General features: G+C 59.7%; 16 protein-coding genes and 1 pseudogene. 11 read left to right on the top strand and 6 right to left on the bottom strand.

Going from position 1 to position 19,711, the window contains the following annotated elements; all coding sequences use genetic code 11:
- Positions 1-101 precede the first annotated feature (101 nt).
- Complete coding sequence (locus Q6A48_RS22210; RefSeq protein ID WP_304556371.1) at positions 102-818, top strand: SIMPL domain-containing protein; 717 nt, start codon at positions 102-104, stop codon at positions 816-818.
- A gap of 54 nt (positions 819-872) precedes the next feature.
- On the opposite strand, the gene Q6A48_RS22205 is transcribed toward Q6A48_RS22210, so the two are convergent.
- On the bottom strand, positions 873-1,118 hold the full coding sequence (locus Q6A48_RS22205; protein WP_304556370.1) for a hypothetical protein: 246 nt from the start codon (positions 1,116-1,118) through the stop codon (positions 873-875).
- Between the two features lie 353 nt (positions 1,119-1,471).
- Between Q6A48_RS22205 and Q6A48_RS22200 the strand changes: the two genes are divergently transcribed.
- From Q6A48_RS22200 to Q6A48_RS22160, 9 genes are all read left to right on the top strand, one after another.
- The gene (locus Q6A48_RS22200) at positions 1,472-3,073 is read left to right on the top strand and encodes an ABC transporter substrate-binding protein (protein WP_304556369.1); all 1,602 of its coding nucleotides are present in this window, start codon (positions 1,472-1,474) and stop codon (positions 3,071-3,073) included.
- 255 nt (positions 3,074-3,328) lie between these two features.
- A complete protein-coding gene (locus Q6A48_RS22195) occupies positions 3,329-4,954 on the top strand; it encodes an ABC transporter substrate-binding protein (protein WP_304556368.1) in 1,626 nt (541 codons plus the stop codon).
- A 307-nt stretch (positions 4,955-5,261) separates the two neighbouring features.
- Complete coding sequence (locus Q6A48_RS22190; RefSeq protein ID WP_304556366.1) at positions 5,262-6,848, top strand: ABC transporter substrate-binding protein; 1,587 nt, start codon at positions 5,262-5,264, stop codon at positions 6,846-6,848.
- A gap of 169 nt (positions 6,849-7,017) precedes the next feature.
- Positions 7,018-8,433 (top strand): OprD family porin, encoded by a 1,416-nt coding sequence (locus tag Q6A48_RS22185; RefSeq protein ID WP_304556365.1) that lies wholly within the window; start codon positions 7,018-7,020, stop codon positions 8,431-8,433.
- A gap of 72 nt (positions 8,434-8,505) precedes the next feature.
- A complete protein-coding gene (locus Q6A48_RS22180; RefSeq protein ID WP_304556364.1) occupies positions 8,506-10,101 on the top strand; it encodes an ABC transporter substrate-binding protein in 1,596 nt (531 codons plus the stop codon).
- 74 nt (positions 10,102-10,175) lie between these two features.
- Positions 10,176-11,186, top strand: a complete 1,011-nt coding sequence (locus tag Q6A48_RS22175; protein WP_304556363.1) for an ABC transporter permease subunit — start codon at positions 10,176-10,178, stop codon at positions 11,184-11,186.
- 10 nt (positions 11,187-11,196) lie between these two features.
- Positions 11,197-12,108 (top strand): ABC transporter permease subunit, encoded by a 912-nt coding sequence (locus Q6A48_RS22170; RefSeq protein ID WP_042732218.1) that lies wholly within the window; start codon positions 11,197-11,199, stop codon positions 12,106-12,108.
- 10 nt (positions 12,109-12,118) lie between these two features.
- Positions 12,119-13,087: an ABC transporter ATP-binding protein gene (locus Q6A48_RS22165; RefSeq protein WP_304556362.1), complete on the top strand. Its 969-nt coding sequence runs from the start codon at positions 12,119-12,121 to the stop codon at positions 13,085-13,087.
- On the top strand, positions 13,087-14,067 hold the full coding sequence (locus Q6A48_RS22160) for a peptide ABC transporter ATP-binding protein (protein WP_042732220.1): 981 nt from the start codon (positions 13,087-13,089) through the stop codon (positions 14,065-14,067). Before Q6A48_RS22165 ends, Q6A48_RS22160 begins: the two co-directional genes overlap by 1 nt.
- A gap of 155 nt (positions 14,068-14,222) precedes the next feature.
- On the opposite strand, the gene Q6A48_RS22155 is transcribed toward Q6A48_RS22160, so the two are convergent.
- On the bottom strand, positions 14,223-14,690 hold the full coding sequence (locus tag Q6A48_RS22155; protein ID WP_304556361.1) for a hypothetical protein: 468 nt from the start codon (positions 14,688-14,690) through the stop codon (positions 14,223-14,225).
- A gap of 194 nt (positions 14,691-14,884) precedes the next feature.
- Positions 14,885-15,136: a hypothetical protein gene (locus Q6A48_RS22150; protein WP_304556360.1), complete on the bottom strand. Its 252-nt coding sequence runs from the start codon at positions 15,134-15,136 to the stop codon at positions 14,885-14,887.
- 729 nt (positions 15,137-15,865) lie between these two features.
- Here Q6A48_RS22150 and Q6A48_RS22145 point away from each other — a divergent pair.
- A complete protein-coding gene (locus Q6A48_RS22145) occupies positions 15,866-16,225 on the top strand; it encodes a DUF6124 family protein (RefSeq protein ID WP_304556359.1) in 360 nt (119 codons plus the stop codon).
- Between the two features lie 134 nt (positions 16,226-16,359).
- Here Q6A48_RS22145 and Q6A48_RS22140 read toward each other — a convergent pair whose 3' ends face one another.
- From Q6A48_RS22140 to Q6A48_RS22130, 3 genes and pseudogenes are all read right to left on the bottom strand, one after another.
- Positions 16,360-17,451, bottom strand: a complete 1,092-nt coding sequence (locus Q6A48_RS22140) for an RHS repeat-associated core domain-containing protein (RefSeq protein WP_304556358.1) — start codon at positions 17,449-17,451, stop codon at positions 16,360-16,362.
- A gap of 459 nt (positions 17,452-17,910) precedes the next feature.
- Positions 17,911-19,020, bottom strand: coding sequence for an RHS repeat-associated core domain-containing protein (locus Q6A48_RS22135; protein ID WP_304556357.1), 1,110 nt, complete (start codon positions 19,018-19,020; stop codon positions 17,911-17,913).
- 582 nt (positions 19,021-19,602) lie between these two features.
- Positions 19,603-19,711, bottom strand: a pseudogene (locus Q6A48_RS22130) (IS110 family transposase); the annotation flags it as partial.

Genomic DNA, 19,711 nt, shown 5'->3' with positions numbered 1-19,711 from the left:
GTATAGAAGTTGTAACTGTGAGAACCGGATCGCAGAAGCTAGAGTCTTATCGTTCACGCAGGGCCGGACCTTATCCCTGCGCATCATCCCAAGGAGCTTTCATGCACATCTCCAGTCGCCACGTCGCCCTGCTCGCCCTCAGCCTCGGCACCGCCGCCAGCCTGCCGGCCCTGGCCGCCGACGAGCTGCACTACAACCAGATTTCCCTGCGCGCCGAAGTCAACAAGGACGTGGCCCGCGACCTGATGATCGTCACCCTCTACACCGAGGAACAGAACACCGACCCGGCCAAACTCGCCGCCGCCGTCAGCACCACGCTGAACAAGGCCATCGGCCAGGCCAAGCAGGTCAATGGCATCACCCTGCGCCAGGGCAGCCGCAACAGCTACCCGATCTACGATAACAAAGGCGGGAAAATCACCGGCTGGCGCGAACGCGCCGAACTGCGCCTGGAAAGCGCCGACTTCGCGGCCCTGTCCAAGCTCACCGGCGAACTGCTGACCGACCTGAAAATGGGCGGCATGGACTTCGCCATTTCCACCGATACCCGCCAGAGCAGCGAGGACGCCCTGCTCAAGGACGCCGTCAACGCCTTCAAGGCCCGCGCCCAACTGACCACCGAAGCCCTGGGTGGCAAGGGTTACAAGATCGTCAACCTGAACCTCAACAGCAACGGTTATCCACAACCGTACCTGCGCGCACCGATGATGATGAAAGGCGCGTCCATGGATGCCGAGTCGGTAACGCCGGACGTCGAAGCGGGCACCAGCAAGGTGACCATGACGGCGGATGGGGCGATTGAAGTGCTGATGCAATAAACGCAGGGTTTGTGCCGCGACCATGGGCGCTCGGGCCCATGGTCTGCCGTGGCGCTACTTCAGCAGCGCCACGGCGGCTCGGGCGAGGTCGATGAACAGTCCGTCATCCGTCGCGTCGAAGTCACCGTCTTCGTCAGCGTCGCCTCTTACGTCAACCCTGTCGTAGTCGCCATTCTTCGATGAGGAAGACACGGAGGTTGCGAAATTGAGCTCCTTGCCCAGATAAAACTCAAGCAAGACCTCTGGGCTGCTATCACGATCGAGGTCTTCGATTGAGATACGAATTTCTTTAGCGGCCATCTTTACACCTCATCCATTGAATTGAGTCGGGTTGGCACCGCTACTGCGCAAAGCGCGCCTGTCATCACCCTATTACCCGATGGACGCCACCGCTACTGTCAGGGTTGACAGGTGTACGCTCATACAGCGGGACGCGCTGCTCGCCCCGTGGCGAGGAAGCTTGCCCCCGCCGACACACCCCTGCAAAGGCGCCTTCGCGAGCAGGCTCGCTCCCACAATGGCTTGGCGTACGGCAAAAGACACAGGTCGGCTATACCCAAACCCTACAGTCCCCCTCACATTTGGATATTTCCTACGCCGCCGCCCAACCGGCTAGTCTTCAGAAAATCTTCTTCAACCCTCCAAGGGCTTTCATGGACAGAACCACCTTCAAACCTCTGCTACTCACCCTCGCCCTGATCAGCAGCGCACCCATGGCCCAGGCCGCCACCACCCTGGTGTACTGCTCCGAAGCCAGCCCCGCCGGGTTCGACCCCAGCCAATACACCAGCGGCACCGACTTCGACGCTTCGGCCGAGACCGTCTTCAATCGCCTCACCCAGTTCAAGCGCGGTGGCACTGAAGTCGAGCCGGGGCTGGCGACCAGCTGGGATGTTTCCAGCGACGGCCTGGCCTACACCTTTCACCTGCGCAACGGGGTGAAATTTCATACCACCGACTTCTTCACCCCCACCCGCGATTTCAACGCCGACGACGTGCTGTTCACCTTCCAGCGCCTGCTCGACCCACAACATCCGTTCCGCCAGGCCTACCCCACCGAGTCGCCGTACTTCACCGACATGGGCCTGAACACCACGATCAAGAGCGTCGAGAAAGTCGACGAACACACCGTGCGCTTCAACCTCAACAACGTCGATGCCGCCTTCGTGCAGAACCTGGCGATGAGCTTCGCGTCCGTCCAGTCCGCCGAATACGCCGCGCAGTTGCTCAAGGAAGGCCGGGCCGGCGACCTCAACCAGAAGCCCGTCGGCACCGGCCCGTTCGTGTTCAAGCGCTACCAGAAGGATTCGCAGATCCGCTACGCCGGCAACACCGCGTATTGGAAACCCGAGGATGTGAAGCTCGACAATCTCATTTTCTCCATCACCCCGGACGCCGCCGTGCGCCTGCAGAAACTCAAGAAAAACGAATGCCAGGTCAGTGGTTATCCGCGCCCGGCCGACATCGAAGTGATGGAGCAGGACCCGAACCTGCAAGTGCTCAAGCAGCCCGGTTTCAACCTCGGGTTCCTGGCCTACAACGTGACCCACCCGCCCCTCGACCAGCTCAAGGTCCGCCAGGCCCTGGACATGGCCATCGACAAGCCGGCGATCATCAAGGCCGTGTACCAGAGCGCCGGCCAACTGGCGCAGAACGCCTTGCCGCCGGCGCAATGGTCGTTCGACCGCAGTATCCAGGATGCCCCCCACGACGTGACCAAGGCCAAGGCGCTACTCAAGGAGGCGGGGGTTGCGCCGGGTACTACCATCGATTTGTGGGCGATGACGGTGCAGCGCGCGTCCAATCCCAACGCACGGATGTCGGCACAGATGATCCAGCAGGACTGGGCCAAGATCGGGATCAAGGCGAACATCGTCAGCTACGAATGGGGCGAATACATCAAGCGTGCAAAAAATGGCGAACATGACGCAATGATCTACGGCTGGACCGGCGACAACGGCGACCCCGACAACTGGCTGGGGGTGCTGTACAGCTGCGCGGCAGTCAAGGGCAGCAACTACGCCAAGTGGTGCGACCCGGCGTATGACCGCTTGATTCAGCAGGCCAAAGTCTCGACAGACCGCCAGAAACGGATCGATTTGTACCAACAGGCGCAGAAAATCCTCAAGCAACAGGTGCCGATCACCCCCATCGCCAACTCCACGGTCTTCCAGCCGATAAACAGGAAAGTGGTGGACTTCAAACTCAGCCCATTCGGGCTTACACCCTTCTACGGCGTGGGTTTGACGAAGTAATACCCGCTCCAAACCGGTGCGCCAGAGCTCGTTGACGCACCGGCGAGGGGCGCGTTTGACGCCAAAAAAACGCCCGCAAACGATCAATTGCGTCAGAAGTTACACGAATGCGACATTAAGGTACGTTCGTGCCACTGTTTCGGACTTGCGACCGCTCTGGATCTTGCATTGGGTATGGGGCCTGCATAAGTATCCGCAGGACGACTCACGAGGTCGCCCTCAAATCCAAAAATGACAACAAATCATGAGGCCAACATGCTTAAACACGCGGTCATTCCGTTTTTAGTCGGCGCAAGCCTATTAGCCAGCGCACCCTTCGCCCAAGCCGCGACTAACCTGGTGTTCTGCTCCGAAGGGAGCCCAGCCGGTTTTGACCCTGGTCAGTACACCACCGGAACCGACTTCGACGCCTCTGCTGAAACCATGTTCAACCGCCTGACCCAGTTCGAGCGCGGCGGCACCGCCGTGATTCCTGGCCTGGCAACCAAGTGGGATATCTCCGAAGACGGCCTGAGCTACACCTTCCACCTGCGTGAAGGCGTCAAGTTCCACACCACCCCGTACTTCAAGCCGACCCGCGAATTCAACGCCGACGACGTGCTGTTCACCTTCAACCGGATGATCAACAAGGACGACCCGTTCCGTAAGGCGTACCCGACCGAATTCCCGTACTTCACCGACATGGGGATGGACACCAACATCACCCAGATCGACAAAGTCGACGACCACACCGTCAAGTTCACCCTCAAGGATGTCGACGCCGCGTTCATCCAGAACCTGGCCATGAGCTTCGCCTCGATCCAGTCCGCCGAGTACGCCGCCCAGCTGCTCAAGGAAGGCAAGGCCTCCGACATCAACCAGAAGCCTGTCGGCACTGGCCCGTTCGTGTTCAAGAGCTACCAGAAAGACTCCAACATCCGCTACACCGGCAACAAGGACTACTGGAAGCCAGAAGACGTGAAGATCGACAACCTGATCTTCGCCATCACCACCGACCCTTCGGTGCGTATCCAGAAGCTGAAGAAGAACGAGTGCCAGGTCACCCTCTTCCCGCGCCCCGCCGACCTCAAGGCCCTGAAGGACGACAAGGACCTGAAGATGCCGGACCAGGCCGGCTTCAACCTCGGCTACATCGCCTATAACGTGATGGACAAGATCAAGGGCAGCAACGAGCCGAACGTGCTCGCCGACCTGAAGGTCCGCCAGGCGCTGGACATGGCGGTCAACAAGCCGCAGATCATCGACTCGGTCTACCAGGGCGCCGGCCAGCTGGCGGTCAACGCCATGCCACCGACCCAGTGGTCCTACGACACCACCATCAAGGACGCCAAGTACGACCCTGAGAAAGCCAAGGCGCTGCTCAAGGAAGCCGGCGTCAAGGAAGGCACCAACATCACCCTGTGGGCGATGCCGGTCCAGCGTCCGTACAACCCGAACGCCAAGCTGATGGCCGAGATGCTGCAGTCCGACTGGAAGAAGATCGGCCTGAACGTCAACATCGTCAGCTACGAATGGGGCGAGTACATCAAGCGCTCCAAGGGCGGCGAGAACCAGGCGATGATCATCGGCTGGAGCGGTGACAACGGTGACCCGGACAACTGGCTCAACGTGCTGTTCGGCTGCGACTCGCTGGCCGGCAACAACTTCTCCAAATGGTGTGACAAGAAGTTCGACGGTCTGGTGAAGGAAGCCAAGCGCACCACCGACCAGGCCAAGCGCACCGAACTGTACAAACAGGCACAACACGTCCTCAAGGATGCCGTGCCCATGACACCTATCGCTCACTCGACGGTGTATCAACCCATGCGCGCCAACGTGCAGGACTTCAAGATCAGCCCATTTGGCTTGAACTCCTTCTACGGCGTCAGCGTCAGCAAGTAAGGATTGGCAACGGCGGCGTCCCTGACGTCGCCGTTGCTTTATCTGCCGAGATCAAGACCCGGGAAATCGCCTACATCCAAAAGCACTGCGTACCACAGCAGGAGGTTTAGGACGTGTCGCCTTTTCCCACAAGTCTTTCAGGCATTACGCATTTACCGCTTGGCCCACGGCTCATACCGTCGGTGCCGGACGAAGTGCTGATCCTGCGGCATCGCTACGCAATGGAATGAGCTCAGTGTGCGCCGGAGACGTCCCCGGAAGGACACCGGCCCACTGATAAAACACCCCGAACGAAAGAGGGAGCGTCATGCGCCATACCTTGGTTTTTTCCGCATTGCTGGCAGCAGCGTCCGCAGCCCAGGCCGCCGACGGCAGCCTGGTGTTCTGTTCCGAAGGCAGCCCCGCCGGCTTCGACACCGCGCAGTACACCACCGCCACCGACAACGATGCCGCCGAACCGCTGTACAACCGCCTGGCCGAGTTTGAAAAAGGCGCGACCAACGTCGTACCAGGCCTGGCGACAAAGTGGGATATTTCCGAAGACGGCCTGAAGTACACCTTTCACCTGCGTGAAGGCGTGAAATTTCATACCACCGACTATTTCACACCGACCCGGGACTTCAACGCCGACGACGTGCTGTTCACCTTCAACCGCATGCTCGATCCGCAGCACCCGTTCCGCCAGGCCTACCCCACCGAGTTCCCGTACTTCAACGGCATGAGCCTGAACAAGAACATCGCCAAGGTCGAGAAGACCGGGCCGTTGACCGTGGTCATGACCCTCAACAGCGTGGACGCCGCGTTCATCCAGAACATCGCCATGAGTTTCGCCGCGATCCTGTCGGCCGAATACGCCGACCAGTTGCTGAAAAGCGGCAAGCCGAGCGACATCAACCAGAAACCGATCGGCACCGGGCCGTTCGAGTTCAAGAGCTACCAGAAAGATTCCAACATCCGCTACGTCGCCAACACCCAGTACTGGGCGCCGGAACGGGTCAAGCTGAAGAACCTGATCTTCTCCATCAACACCGATGCGTCGGTGCGGGTGCAGAAGCTCAAGGCCAACGAATGCCAGGTCACCCTGCATCCGCGTCCCGCCGACGTGCCGGCCCTGAAGAACGACCCCAAGCTGCAACTGATCGAAAAACCCGGCTTCAACCTCGGCTACATCGCCTACAACACCCGCCACAAGCCGTTCGACCAGGTCGAAGTGCGGCGGGCGCTGGACATGGCGGTGAACAAGCAAGGCATTCTCAACGCCGTGTACCAGGGCGCGGGGCAACTGGCGGTCAACGGCATGCCGCCGACCCAATGGTCCTACGACGACACGATCAAGGACGCCGCCTACGACCCGGAAAAAGCCAAGGAGCTGCTCAAGGCCGCCGGCGTCAAGGAAGGCACCGAGATCACCCTCTGGGCCATGCCCGTGCAACGCCCGTACAACCCCAACGCCAAGCTGATGGCCGAAATGCTCCAGGCCGACTGGGCGAAGATCGGCCTGAAAGTGAAGATCGTCAGCTACGAATGGGGCGAGTACATCAAGCGCACCAAGAACGGCGAGCACGACGTCAGCCTGATCGGCTGGACCGGCGACAATGGCGACCCGGACAACTGGCTGGGCACGCTGTACAGCTGCGACGCCATTGGCGGCAACAACTACTCCATGTGGTGTGACCAGGATTACGACAAGTTGATCAAGCAGGCCAAGGTCGTCACCGACCGCGACCAGCGCACCGTGCTCTACAAACAGGCCCAGCAGTTGCTCAAGCAGCAAGTGCCGATCACCCCGGTTGCCCACTCGACGGTCAACCAGCCGCTGAGCGCCAAAGTCGAGGGGCTCAAGGTCAGCCCCTTCGGTCGCAACGTGTTCTCGGGCGTCAGCCTGAACCCATAACCGATTAGCCATGCCGCGAGGGCCCCCAGGGGCCTTCACGCAGGCGTCTTGCCTGAATTCCTTGAATGGACCTCATGCAAACGTTTGCGAAGCATGAATGAGCTGTAAACCAAAGCCGTATCACCAAAAAAGACCGGCATAAATAAAGAAACAAAAAGGAGCTTCACCCATGAAATTGAGCAGCACCGCGTTACTGGCCCTGGCCATCAGCAGCGTAACCGCGACGGCCTATGCCGAATCGCAAAGCCAGGCGGTCACCCCGGTGACCCTCAAGACCACCAGTGAACAAAGCGAAGCCAAGGGTTTTATCGATGGGCAATCGGTGACCGGCTCGACCCGGAACTGGTACGCCAACGAGCAATTCAAGCGGGGGGCGAAACTCACCTACCGCAAGAACGGCGAAGCCCGTGAGACCGACCGCCGTATCAACTGGCTGCAAGGCACCATCATCAAGTACAACTCGGGCTTCACCGAAGGCACCGTCGGCTTCAGCACCGAGCTGGCCGCCTACAACGCCATCGCCCTGGACCAGGATCGCAAGGACCTGGCCTCCAACAACGGCGGCGCACCGACCACCCGTCCAGGCGCCGGCAACAACCGTACCCTGACCCGTGAAGGCGGCGACGCTGTCGGCCAGTGGAGCAAACTGGGCCTGGCCAACGTCAAGGCTCGCGTGTCCAACACCACCCTGACCGCCGGCCGCCAGAACTTCAGCAGCCCGATGGTCGACGTCATCGGTAACCGTGCCCTGCCTTCCAGCTTCCAGGGTGTGAGCCTGCACAGCGAAGAGTTCGAAAACCTGGGCTTCGACATCGCCACCTTCGACCGCAACTCGCCCCGTACCGAAGAAAGCCTGCGCAAGTTCCGCTCCGAATACGGCGACAGCAGCGTTGAAACCGATCACGTCAACACCGCCGGTATCACCTACCAGCCCCTCGCCAGCCTGAAGACCAGCCTCTGGGCAACCCAGGCCGAGGACATGTGGAACCAGTACTACTTCGGTGCCACTCATGAACTGGGCGACAGCTCGGTGCTGAGCCTGACCACCGGCCTGAACTACTACAAAACCGTGGACTCGGGCAAAAGCAAACTGGGCGACATCGACAACGACACCTACTCCCTGTCGTTCGGCCTGACGCACCAGGCCCACAGCCTGACCTTCTCGTACCAGGAAGTGAACGGCAACGAGTACTTCGACTACCTGCACGAGACCAACGGCATCTACCTGGCCAACTCCCTGCTGTCGGACTTCAACGGCCCGAACGAGAAGTCCTTCCAGATCGCCTACGGCCTGAACATGGCTGAATACGGCGTGCCAGGCCTGAAGTTCAACATCTACCAGGCGCGCGGCTGGGGCATCGACGGTACGCACTACAACAGCACCGGCTACAGCGACGTGAAAGCGATGGACGGCGAGCACCACTACGAATACGGCATCGGTGCATCCTACGCCGTGCAGAGCGGCCCGCTGAAAGCCACCGCGATCCGGGCGACCTACACTGCACACCGGGCCAGCGAAAACCAGGCCGACGGCAGCCTCAACGAGTTCCGCCTGGTCACCACCATCCCGTTCAACATTCTCTAACGTTCCACGGACGGTCGACTCACGAGGTCGGCCGTCCGACCGTTGCCATTAACCGATTGCAGAGGATTGACGATGAACATGATTCCCCTACGTGCAGCCATCGCCGCTGCGCTGCTGAGCGTCGCCGTCGGCGCCACGGCCAAGCCCCTGGTGGTGTGTACAGAAGCCAGTCCGGAAGGCTTCGACATGGTCCAGTACACGACTGCAGTCACCGCCGACGCCGTGGCGGAAACCATTTTCAACCGCCTGGCCGACTTCAAGCCCGGCACCACGGAAGTGATTCCGGCGTTGGCCGAGTCCTGGGACATCAGTGAGGACGGCCTGACGTACACCTTCCACCTGCGCCAGGGCGTCAAGTTCCACACCACCGAATACTTCAAGCCGACCCGCGACATGAACGCCGACGACGTGGTCTGGAGCTTCCAGCGCCAGCTGGACCCGAATCACCCGTGGCACAAGCTGTCGAGCGTGGGCTTCCCCTACTTTGAAAGCATGGGCTTCAAAGAGCTGCTCAAAAGCGTCGAGAAAGTCGACGAGCACACGGTCAAGTTCACCCTGACCCGCCGCGAAGCGCCGTTCCTGGCCGACATCGCCATGGCCTTCTCCTCGATCTACCCGGCCGAATACGCCGACCAGCTGCTCAAGGCCGGCAAGGCCGGCGACCTCAACAGCAAACCGGTCGGCACCGGGCCGTTCGTCTTCCAGCGCTACAACAAGGACGCCCAGGTGCGCTTCAAGGCCAACCCGGACTACTTCCGTGGCAAGCCGCCAGCCGACGCTCTGGTGCTGGCCATCGCCACCGACAACAACGTGCGCATGCAGAAGCTCAAGACCAACGAGTGCCAGATCGCGCTGTACCCCAAGCCCGACGACATCCCGAACGTCAAGAAAGACCCGAACCTGAAGGTCGCCGAGCTGGACGCGATGACCGTGTCCTATGTCGCCATGAACACCAGCCACAAATACATGAGCGATGTGCGGGTGCGCCAGGCCATCGACCTGGCCTTCGACAAGGCAGCCTACGTCAACGCGCTGTTCGGCAAGGGCAACGCCACCGTGGCGGTCAACCCGTACCCGCCGACCCTGCTAGGCTTCAACCACGACCTGAAGAACCCGCCCCGGGACCTGGACAAGGCCCGCCAGTTGCTCAAGGACGCCGGCGTGCCGGAAGGCACCGTGTTCACCCTGTTCACCCGCAACGGTGGGGGCCCGACCAACCCCAACCCGATGCTCGGCGCGCAGATGATGCAAGCGGACCTGGCGAAGATCGGGATCAAAATCGACATCCGCGTGATGGAATGGGGCGAGATGCTCAAGCGCGCGAAAAATGGCGAGCATGACCTGGTGTCCGCCGGTTGGGCGGGCGACAACGGCGACCCGGATAACTTCCTGACGCCTTTGCTCAGTTGCGAGGCGGCCAAGAACGGCGAAAACTATGCACGCTGGTGCAACGAGAAATTCCAGGCGCTGCTCGACCAGGCCCGCGCCTCGGTGAACCCTGAGGAGCGCATCAAGCTCTATGAACAGGCCCAGGTGATTTTCAACCAGGACCTGCCATGGATCAGCATGGCCCACACCCGCATGTTCACGGCAATGCGCAACAACGTAGAGGGCTACGTGATTAGCCCGCTCACCACCAACAACTTCGCCACCACCCAGGTGAAGTAGATAAGAAAACGCCCGGCGGCCCTTATCCAAGGCCTGCCGGGCACGCCTAACCGGCTGATGAGGTACACCTTAAGATGTTTAGTTTTATTGCCCGCCGACTGGGATTATTGATCCCCACGTTCTTCGGCATCACCTTGCTGACCTTCGCGTTGATTCGCATGATCCCCGGCGACCCCGTGGAAGTGATGATGGGCGAACGTCGGGTCGATCCCGAAATGCATGCTCAGGCAATGGAACGCCTTGGCCTCAACAAGCCGCTGTATGCCCAGTACCTGGACTACATCGGCAAGCTGGCCCACGGCGACCTCGGCGAATCGCTGCGTACCCGTGAAAGCGTATGGACCGAATTCAGCTCCCTGTTTCCCGCGACCCTGGAACTGTCCATGGCCGCGCTGTTGTTCGCCGGCATCCTGGGCCTTTTGGCCGGGGTGATCGCGGCACTCAAGCGAGGGTCGCTGTTCGACCACGGGGTGATGGGCGTCTCCCTCGCGGGCTATTCGATGCCGATCTTCTGGTGGGGCCTGATCCTGATCATGTTCTTCTCGGTGACCCTGGGCTGGACCCCGGTGTCGGGGCGGATCGACCTGCTCTACGACATCGAGCCGAAGACCGGCTTCATGCTGATCGACACCCTGCTCGCCGATGAGCCGGGCGCGTTCCTCGACGCCTTGCACCACCTGATCCTGCCGGCCATCGTGCTGGGCACCATCCCGCTGGCGGTGATCGCCCGCATGACCCGTTCCTCGATGCTCGAAGTATTGCGCGAGGACTACATCCGCACCGCCAAGGCCAAGGGCCTGTCGCCGTCGCGGGTGGTGTTCGTGCACGGCCTGCGCAACGCGCTGATCCCGGTGCTGACCGTGGTCGGCCTGCAAGTCGGCACCCTGTTGGCCGGTGCGGTCCTGACCGAAACGATCTTCTCCTGGCCGGGCATCGGCAAGTGGCTGATCGAAGCCATCGGCGCCCGGGACTACCCCGTGGTGCAGAACGGCATCCTGTTAATCGCCTGCCTGGTGATTCTGGTCAACTTCGTCGTGGACATCCTCTACGGCTTTGCCAACCCACGCATCCGTCACCAGCGCTGAGATCAAATCCATGAGTACTCCAACTCCTTCGGTAGCAGTCGATCAAAGCCTGCTGTACCCGTCCCCGTACAAAGAATTCTGGCAGGCGTTTTCCCGCAACAAGGGCGCCGTGGCCGGGCTGCTGTTCATGATCCTGATCGTGTTCTGCGCGATCTTCGCCCCGTGGGTCGCGCCCCATGACCCGAGCGAGCAATACCGCGACTTCCTGCTGACGCCGCCGGCCTGGCTCGAAGGCGGCCAGATGCAGTTCCTGCTCGGCACCGACGAGCTGGGCCGCGACCTGCTCTCGCGGCTGATCCAGGGCTCGCGCCTGTCGCTGCTGATCGGCTTGTCGTCGGTGGTGATGTCGCTGATCCCGGGCATCCTGCTGGGGCTGTTCGCCGGGTTCTTCCCGCGCATCCTCGGCCCGACCATCATGCGCCTGATGGACATCATGCTGGCCCTGCCCTCGCTGCTGCTGGCCGTGGCGATCGTCGCCATCCTCGGCCCAGGCCTGATCAACACCGTGATCGCCATCGCCATCGTCTCGCTGCCGTCCTACGTGCGCCTGACCCGCGCCGCCGTGATGGGCGAACTGAACCGCGACTACGTGACCGCTGCCCGCCTGGCCGGCGCCGGCCTGCCGCGCCTGATGTTCATCACCGTGCTGCCCAACTGCATGGCGCCGCTGATCGTGCAGGCGACCTTGAGCTTTTCCTCGGCGATCCTCGACGCCGCCGCCCTGGGCTTCCTCGGCCTGGGCGTGCAGCCGCCCACCCCGGAGTGGGGCACCATGCTGGCCTCGGCCCGTGACTACATCGAACGCGCCTGGTGGGTCGTGAGCCTGCCTGGCTTGACCATTTTGCTCAGCGTGCTGGCAATCAACCTGATGGGCGACGGGCTGCGCGATGCGCTGGACCCGAAACTCAAGAATGCCGCCTGAGGAGATTCCCATGTCACTGTTAGAAATCAAGAATCTCAACGTCCGCTTTGGCGACGCCACCGCCGTGCCGGTGGTCGACGGCCTGGACCTGAGCGTGGAAAAAGGCGAAGTCCTGGCCATCGTCGGCGAATCGGGCTCGGGTAAATCCGTGACCATGATGGCGCTGATGGGGCTGATCGAGCACCCCGGCATCGTCACCGCCGACGCGCTGAACTTCGACGGCAAGAACATGCTCACGCTGAGCAACCGCCAGCGTCGGCAGATCGTCGGCAAGGACCTGGCGATGGTCTTCCAGGACCCGATGACCGCGCTCAACCCCAGCTACACCGTGGGCTTCCAGATCGAGGAAGTGCTGCGCCTGCACCTGAAGATGTCCGGCAAGGCCGCCCGCAAGCGCGCCATCGAATTGCTGGAGAAAGTCGAAATCCCGGGTGCCGCCAGCCGCATGGACGCCTACCCGCATCAACTGTCCGGCGGCATGAGCCAGCGCGTGGCCATTGCCATGGCCATCGCCGGCGAGCCGAAGCTGTTGATCGCCGACGAACCGACCACCGCCCTGGACGTGACCATCCAGGCGCAGATCATGGACCTGCTGCTGGCGTTGCAGAAAGAGCAGAACATGGGCCTGGTGCTGATCACCCACGACCTCGCCGTGGTCGCCGAGACCGCCCAGCGCGTGTGCGTGATGTACGCCGGCCAGGCCGTGGAAGTGGGCCAGGTGCCGCAGTTGTTCGACATCCCCGCCCACCCCTACAGCGAAGCGCTGCTGGCGGCGATTCCGGAGCACAGCATGGGCGCCGAGCGCCTGGCCACGCTGCCGGGCATCGTTCCCGGTCGCTACGACCGTCCACAAGGCTGCCTGCTGTCGCCACGCTGCCCATATGTGCGGGACAACTGCCGTCAGCAACGTCCGGCCCTCGATCCGAAATCCAACAGCCTCGCCCGCTGCTTCTACCCGCTTAACCAGGAGGTGGCGTGATGGCCGTCGTACTTACCGCCCGTGACCTGACCCGTCATTACGAAGTGTCCCGTGGCATGTTCAAGGGCCATGCGACCGTGCGCGCCCTCAACGGTGTGTCGTTCGAGCTGGAGGCCGGCAAGACCCTGGCCGTGGTGGGCGAATCCGGTTGCGGCAAATCCACCCTCGCCCGGGCCCTGACGCTGATCGAGGAACCGTCCTCCGGCTCCCTGAAAATCGCCGGCCAGGAAGTGGCCGGCGCCAACAAGGCCGAACGCAAGCAATTGCGCAAAGACGTGCAAATGGTCTTCCAGAGCCCGTACGCGTCGCTCAACCCACGGCAGAAAGTCGGTGACCAATTGGCCGAGCCGCTGCTGATCAACACCAGCCTGTCGGCCACCGAACGCCGGGAAAAAGTCCAGGCGATGATGAAGCAGGTGGGCCTGCGCCCCGAGCATTACCAGCGCTACCCGCACATGTTCTCCGGCGGCCAGCGCCAGCGCATCGCCCTGGCCCGCGCCATGATGCTGCAACCCAAGGTGCTGGTGGCGGACGAACCGACCTCGGCGCTGGACGTCTCGATCCAGGCCCAGGTGCTGAACCTGTTCATGGACTTGCAACAGGAATTCAACACCGCCTACGTGTTCATTTCCCACAACCTGGCGGTGGTCCAGCACGTGGCCGATGACGTGATGGTGATGTACCTCGGGCGCCCAGTGGAAATGGGCCCCAACGAAAACATCTACAGCCGCCCGCTGCACCCCTACACCCAGGCGCTGCTGTCGGCCACCCCGACCATCCACCCGGACCCGAACAAACCGAAGATCAAGATCGTCGGCGAACTGCCCAACCCGCTCAACCCGCCACCGGGCTGCGCTTTCCACAAGCGCTGTCCGTACGCCACCGAACGCTGCAAGACCGAAGAACCGGCCCTGCGTCCGCTGGATAACCGCCTGGTGGCGTGTCACTACGCCGAGCAGTTCCTCGACGGCGCGGCGTAAGGCAAAAGGCAGGAAAGCACCCAGGCAGTAAAACTTGTGGCGAGGGAGCTTGCTCCCGCTGGGCCGCAAAGCGGACCCTCTATTGGGGCCTGCTGCGCAGTCCAGCGGGAGCAAGCTCCCTCGCCACATGGATAAGTAAGGCGCGAGAGCTTCTGCTACCCCACGCGCAACGGGAAGAGCTTGCGCATGTTCCGGCCCCAAGGTGAGGCGCCAGTGATTTGACCGTCGCCTTTAATCCAGACGACTTGCCCATCGACCCTGACTTCAAAATTGAACTGGATCGCCGTGTACCATCGCAGGGGATCGGGCGAAGTGAAATCCACTTCCTCCCGGGTAATGGTTCCTCCCTGCCAGTCCATCGTCCGTTCACCGGCGATTTCGAAATAGGCTCCGGCGCCCTCCGCTGAAGGAAACCGATAGATCTTTCGCTCGCGGTCGCGTTCAGGGATGTAAAAGGTCAGGAATCTATCGCCGCCATCAAGCGCCGTCCAACTGGCTTGGATCACGAAATCCTGACTGTCCGCATCAGCCGTCAACGTCAGCATCGTGGAATCGAATGCGACGTCCCCTACCCAACCCTGCAGATGCCCAGTTGCCTTTACAGACGAATCATTGGATTTCATGGTGTTCTCCTGCCTTGGATGATCAGCAGCGAAAGCCTGCTCCCTGGCTTATAAAAGCTGGCCAACAGGTCGTCTACTGTCAGATCTGACAGGTAGCCGGTATCGGGATAAAGGAAGGACAAACCGCGATATAAAAACGCCCTGTTACCAGGGCGTCGATTGTTCAAGCATGGGAACGACAGACACCATACGTCTCAGGTCTGGCTGTCGCCCTCGTCGCCTTCATCGCCGTCGTCGGTATCTGGCTGGTCGATGGTCGAATCGTCATCGTCCTGGTCGCCGGGCTCCTGCTGGTCGGTGGCCGCCAGCATCATCTCACCCTGCCCCACCTGCCCACGCCAGGCGTGTTGCTCATGCTGGTCGCACTCGGCCCAGGCAAACGTCGAGCCCAGGGACAGCATCACCAGCACCTTCAGCAAAAACAGCATGCGTAGCACCTTGTTCATAGCCTATTCCTTCTTTTCTGGATGAAAGCTGGGCCTGAGGACTTGGGAAAATCCAATACTGAACAGACCGGTTCACCAGATATGACGCCCCGCCAGGGCCATAAATGCCTTGGCGCCACAGACGGGTTTTGCATAAGGCCTATTTCGAACGGTTATGACGATTACCTTTGTGGGAGCGAGCTTGCTCGCGATGACGGCGGCACATCCAGCGTCCAGGCCAGCTGGACTACCGCTTTCGCGAGCAGGCTCGCTCCCACAAGGGGGTCTTGTGCCGGACATAATTTTTCATGCGCTGAAGATCCGGTATGGGAGCGAGCCTGCTGCGAAAGCCGTGGCGCACCAACACCCAAGCAGGCTGACCTTTAACCGCCAGGATCGACCCTACAGATAAATACCCAGTGACATGAAACGCCAGTTCCCAGGCTACATCGCCTTGCGCCTTTGCCTACAACTAAGCCAGAATCCGCCCGCTTGTGCGCTTTGGGGCAGGACTTTATGGTTATCTCGCCGCTGAAAATCAGTGGTCGGGTTTAGCAGCCTGAATCCCTGGACGCACTGTGCTCCTCATTGTCGAGCAGGTCTGGATGCCTGCCTGTAATGGCGGTTGTGCGTGGGAGACCTTCGGGTCTGCCGGCTTCTAGGGGTCCGGTCTGCTAACCCGCGTACAGTCGCCACCCTCTTCGTTTAGCAGCGATGTCTGGCGGCTCCATTACCCCTAGGAGCGTCACCATGTTCAAAGCCACCCCCAATCCACCGGAATCAGACCCCACCTCGTCCTACTCAAGCCTCGATCCGGAAAAATTCCAGGAAGCCACCGAGCGAGCGCTCGATTACTACTTGAAGCCGGAACAGGCCAGAGCCAAGAAGGCTCCATCGGCAGGCCTGCTCTTCACCGTCGTGGAGGGGGTCGACAGCGAAAGCCTGCTCGCCAACCTCAGCGAAAACCTCGCCTCGGCCAATGCCATGATCAACGACCTGGCATTCGACCTCGAGGGTTCACGCCGGCATGTCGCGATGGGGATCCAGCAAGTGATCGAGCTGAGTGAACTGTTGGCGAATCGGGCGCTGGATATCGCCGATCCACGCTAGCAACCCGCCCGCCGCCTTCGCGAGCAAGCTCGCTCCCACAAATTCCCTGCGGGCCTGCTTGCGCTTGCCGACGTACTCGGCGTCGGCGAAGGACATCTACTTCATCATCGATAAGTTTGATGACGGGTGTCCGATTATCTTACAAACGTAGCAATTTTACGTTCGCGTAGCGTTTGCAGTTCGTTGAGTTCATTTTCGATTCTTATACCGTTTCTTATACCGTTTCTCATTTCGTCCAGCCTAAATTGTATAGCGTCCCGTAGAGAGAACGCCAATTTTTCCCTGGGAGTATAAATTCCCCGCCTAAACCGACCTTGACGCTTTTCAAACGCCTTTTGGGCGCTGGCAGCTTCAATCTCAGCTGTTCTTAATTTCGATTCAAGGTCCTGAACTATCGGATCGCCCCTCATCCTCCGTTCTACTTCGCTTTCTATTGCAGCATTGGCGTGTGAGCGTTGTCTATTGATTATTTCTGCGTTAAGTTTCTTGGCCCGGTCAAAGGCTTTTTCTAGCGTGTACTCTTTTCGGGAGAAGCGTTCTACACGCTTAAAGGTATCGTCGACAGACGACCTTGTGTAAATCTTGAATTGAGTCGTGGAGAACTTCACTCGGACATAGTCACCAAAGTTCTGCGTCGTCGGACTCTGCCGTCCGGCAAGATTAGCTATACCCTTGAAGAGCGACATCCAAGAATGCCCAGTCGGATCGGTTCTATTTACCGGGTCGCCCGCGCAATACGCATAGGCGTTCATTCCACCCTCTCCAAATGGACTCTGGTTGTCAGGGCTATTAAAACGCATCAGTACCGTGTTAAAAGCGCGGTAGCCATTACCTAACAAATAAAATCCGCTGCTTTTATCGTGACGCTCCCCATTAAAGCCCAGTACACGATGTGAAGCCTCGTCAATAGGACTGTAGCCAGACACGCTATATGCCGTTGCTTGCGGCACTGTCTGGCTTGCCCTTAGGCTGAGGAGAGTCGAGCGTTTGTCATCATGGGCAATCAAGGTCGTTTCCTGGCCGCCTCCATTTGCTGTCTGTTGGCCAAGAACAGCGCCTTGCGCTTCAAATACGCTGTGCACGGCATCGTCCGCCACTTCAGTCGCAATCCGGTCGCCGCGATGAAATATGCGGACGCTCGTACCGTCCGAATGCCTGACACCGGTATGCCGGTCAATCGGGTCATAGCTATAGAAAACCTGAAAGCTTTCTTTTTTTGAAGACATGACTGCGCATCCGTAGTCTGGGACTTACGTGATATATAACCCCATCTCCCGTCAACAGCCACTAGCAGAAGTACTAGATTTAGCAGGAAAGCTCGGGTTCGAATAATCGTTATAGCCAAACCAGCTAATGCCAGGATCCCCTGTGGGGCAAGCTTGCTCGCAATAGCGCTGAATATCGCCGATCCACGCTAGCAACGCCCGCCGCCTTCGCGAGCAGGCTCGCTCCCACAAGGGGTTGGTGCCGAACACACGTTTTCTGCCCGCTGAAGATCCAATGTGGGAGCGGGCTTGCTCGCGAAGAGGCCGATACATACAACATCCGGGCAAGCTGACCCACCGCTATCGCGAGCAAGCTCGCTCCCACAAATTCCTTGCGGGCCTGCTTGTGCTTACTGATGTACTCGGCGTCGGTGAAAGACATCCGCTTCATCATCGATAAGCTTAGTGACGGGTGTCCGGTCATCTTCCAAACGTAGAAATTCTCTCTTGGCGTTGCCTTAGCAAAACGTTGAGCTCATGTTTATTTCTTATATTTTCTCTTATATTTTCCAGCTCAAATTTTATAGCGTCCCGTCTAGAGAATGCCTCGTTTTCGCCGGGAGTATAATCATTGTCGTGATCAAACCTACCTCCACGTCTTTTAAACGCCGATCGGGCGCGGTCAACATCCCTCTCAGCCGCTTGTAATTGCGACTCAAGTCGCTGAACTCTCTCATCAGCCCCCACCCTCCGCTCTATTTCTGCGTTGGCGTATAACCTTCGTCTATCGGCCATTTGTTTTTCAAGAATAGCTTGTCTCCTAGCGATCACTTTTTCGTTAAATTCCTTGGCCAAGTCAAAGGCCTGTTCTTGCGTGTACCCGTTTTTTCGGGGGAAGCGGCCTACACGCTTAAAGGTATCGTCGACAGATGACCTTGCATAAATCTTGAACTGGGTCGTGGAAGACTTCACTCGGGCAAAATGACCAAAGTTCTGTGTCGTCGGACCCTGCCGTCCGGCAAGATTAGCTATGCCCTTGAAGAGCGACATCCAAGAATGCCCAGTCGGATCGGTTCTATTAACCGGGTCGCCCGCGCAATACGCATAGGCGTTCATTCCACCCTCTCCAAATGGGCTCTGGTTGTCAGGGCTATTAAAACGCATCAGTACCGTGTTAAAAGCGCGGTAGCCATTACCTAACAAATAAAATCCGCTGCTTTTATCGTGACGTTCCCCATTAAAGCCCAGTACACGATGTGAAGCCTCGTCAACAGGACTGTAGCCAGACACGCTATATGCCGTTGCTTGCGGCACTGTCTGGCTTGCCCTTAGGCTGAGGAGAGTCGAGCGCTTGTCATCATGGGCAATCAAGGTCGTCTCCTGGCCACCTCCATTTGCTGTCTGTTGGCCAAGAAGAGCGCCTTGCGCTTCAAATACGCTGTGCACGGCATCGTCCGCCACTTCAGTCGCAACCCGGTTGCCGCGATGAAATATGCGTACGCTCGTACCGTCCGAATGCCTGACACCGGTATGCCGGTCAATCGGGTCATAGCTATAAAAAATCTGAAAGCTTTCTTTTTTTGAAGACATGACTGCGCATCCGTAGTCTGGGAGTTACGTGATATATAAACCCATATCTCGTCAACAGCCACTAGCAGAAGTACTAGGTCTAGCAGGAAAGCTGGGGGTCGAATAAGCGTTATAGCCAAACCAACTAATGCCAGAATCCCTTGTGGAGCAAACTTGCTCGCAACGGCGGCGGCACATCCAGCATCTAGACAAATACGTCGCGATGGGTAACCAGCAAGTGATCGAGCTGAGTGAACTGTTGGCGAATCGGGCGCTGGATATTGCCGATCCACGCTAGCAACCCGCCCGCCGCCTTCGCGAGCAGGCTCGCTCCCACAAGGGGTTGGTGCCGAAACAAGTTCTCTGCCCGCTGAAGATCCAATGTGGGAGCGGGCTTGCTCGCGAAGAGGCCGACACATCCAACACCAGGCAAGCTGACCCACCGCTTTCGCGAGCAAGCCCGCTCCCACAGGGGACCTGTGCCAAACACAGGTTTTCTGCACGCTGAAGATCCAGCGTGGGAGCCAACTGTCTTTCACCCCCACCCGACCCGCGGTCGTCTTTTGGGTGCTATCGCGGCCTCAGATGGCCCCCTCCGGGGCCTCAAGCGGTTTGATCCCGCCACGGCGTGCCGTCGCGCACCATCGCGTTGAGCCGGACCAGCAATACCCGCATACACGCCACCAAGGCCACTTTTGCGCACTTGCCCTTG

The sequence above is a fragment of the Pseudomonas citrullilanati genome (assembly GCF_030580855.1).
Classification (GTDB): Bacteria; Pseudomonadota; Gammaproteobacteria; order Pseudomonadales; family Pseudomonadaceae; genus Aquipseudomonas; species Aquipseudomonas citrulli.
This window is presented reverse-complemented; position numbering and strand designations above follow the sequence as displayed.

Coding starts and splice junctions, on each gene's coding strand:
- Q6A48_RS22210 (WP_304556371.1), top strand. CDS start 102: ATGCACATCTCCAGTCGCCACGTCGCCCTGCTCGCCCTCAGCCTCGGC.
- Q6A48_RS22205 (WP_304556370.1), bottom strand. CDS start 1,118: ATGGCCGCTAAAGAAATTCGTATCTCAATCGAAGACCTCGATCGTGAT.
- Q6A48_RS22200 (WP_304556369.1), top strand. CDS start 1,472: ATGGACAGAACCACCTTCAAACCTCTGCTACTCACCCTCGCCCTGATC.
- Q6A48_RS22195 (WP_304556368.1), top strand. CDS start 3,329: ATGCTTAAACACGCGGTCATTCCGTTTTTAGTCGGCGCAAGCCTATTA.
- Q6A48_RS22190 (WP_304556366.1), top strand. CDS start 5,262: ATGCGCCATACCTTGGTTTTTTCCGCATTGCTGGCAGCAGCGTCCGCA.
- Q6A48_RS22185 (WP_304556365.1), top strand. CDS start 7,018: ATGAAATTGAGCAGCACCGCGTTACTGGCCCTGGCCATCAGCAGCGTA.
- Q6A48_RS22180 (WP_304556364.1), top strand. CDS start 8,506: ATGAACATGATTCCCCTACGTGCAGCCATCGCCGCTGCGCTGCTGAGC.
- Q6A48_RS22175 (WP_304556363.1), top strand. CDS start 10,176: ATGTTTAGTTTTATTGCCCGCCGACTGGGATTATTGATCCCCACGTTC.
- Q6A48_RS22170 (WP_042732218.1), top strand. CDS start 11,197: ATGAGTACTCCAACTCCTTCGGTAGCAGTCGATCAAAGCCTGCTGTAC.
- Q6A48_RS22165 (WP_304556362.1), top strand. CDS start 12,119: ATGTCACTGTTAGAAATCAAGAATCTCAACGTCCGCTTTGGCGACGCC.
- Q6A48_RS22160 (WP_042732220.1), top strand. CDS start 13,087: ATGGCCGTCGTACTTACCGCCCGTGACCTGACCCGTCATTACGAAGTG.
- Q6A48_RS22155 (WP_304556361.1), bottom strand. CDS start 14,690: ATGAAATCCAATGATTCGTCTGTAAAGGCAACTGGGCATCTGCAGGGT.
- Q6A48_RS22150 (WP_304556360.1), bottom strand. CDS start 15,136: ATGAACAAGGTGCTACGCATGCTGTTTTTGCTGAAGGTGCTGGTGATG.
- Q6A48_RS22145 (WP_304556359.1), top strand. CDS start 15,866: ATGTTCAAAGCCACCCCCAATCCACCGGAATCAGACCCCACCTCGTCC.
- Q6A48_RS22140 (WP_304556358.1), bottom strand. CDS start 17,451: ATGTCTTCAAAAAAAGAAAGCTTTCAGGTTTTCTATAGCTATGACCCG.
- Q6A48_RS22135 (WP_304556357.1), bottom strand. CDS start 19,020: ATGTCTTCAAAAAAAGAAAGCTTTCAGATTTTTTATAGCTATGACCCG.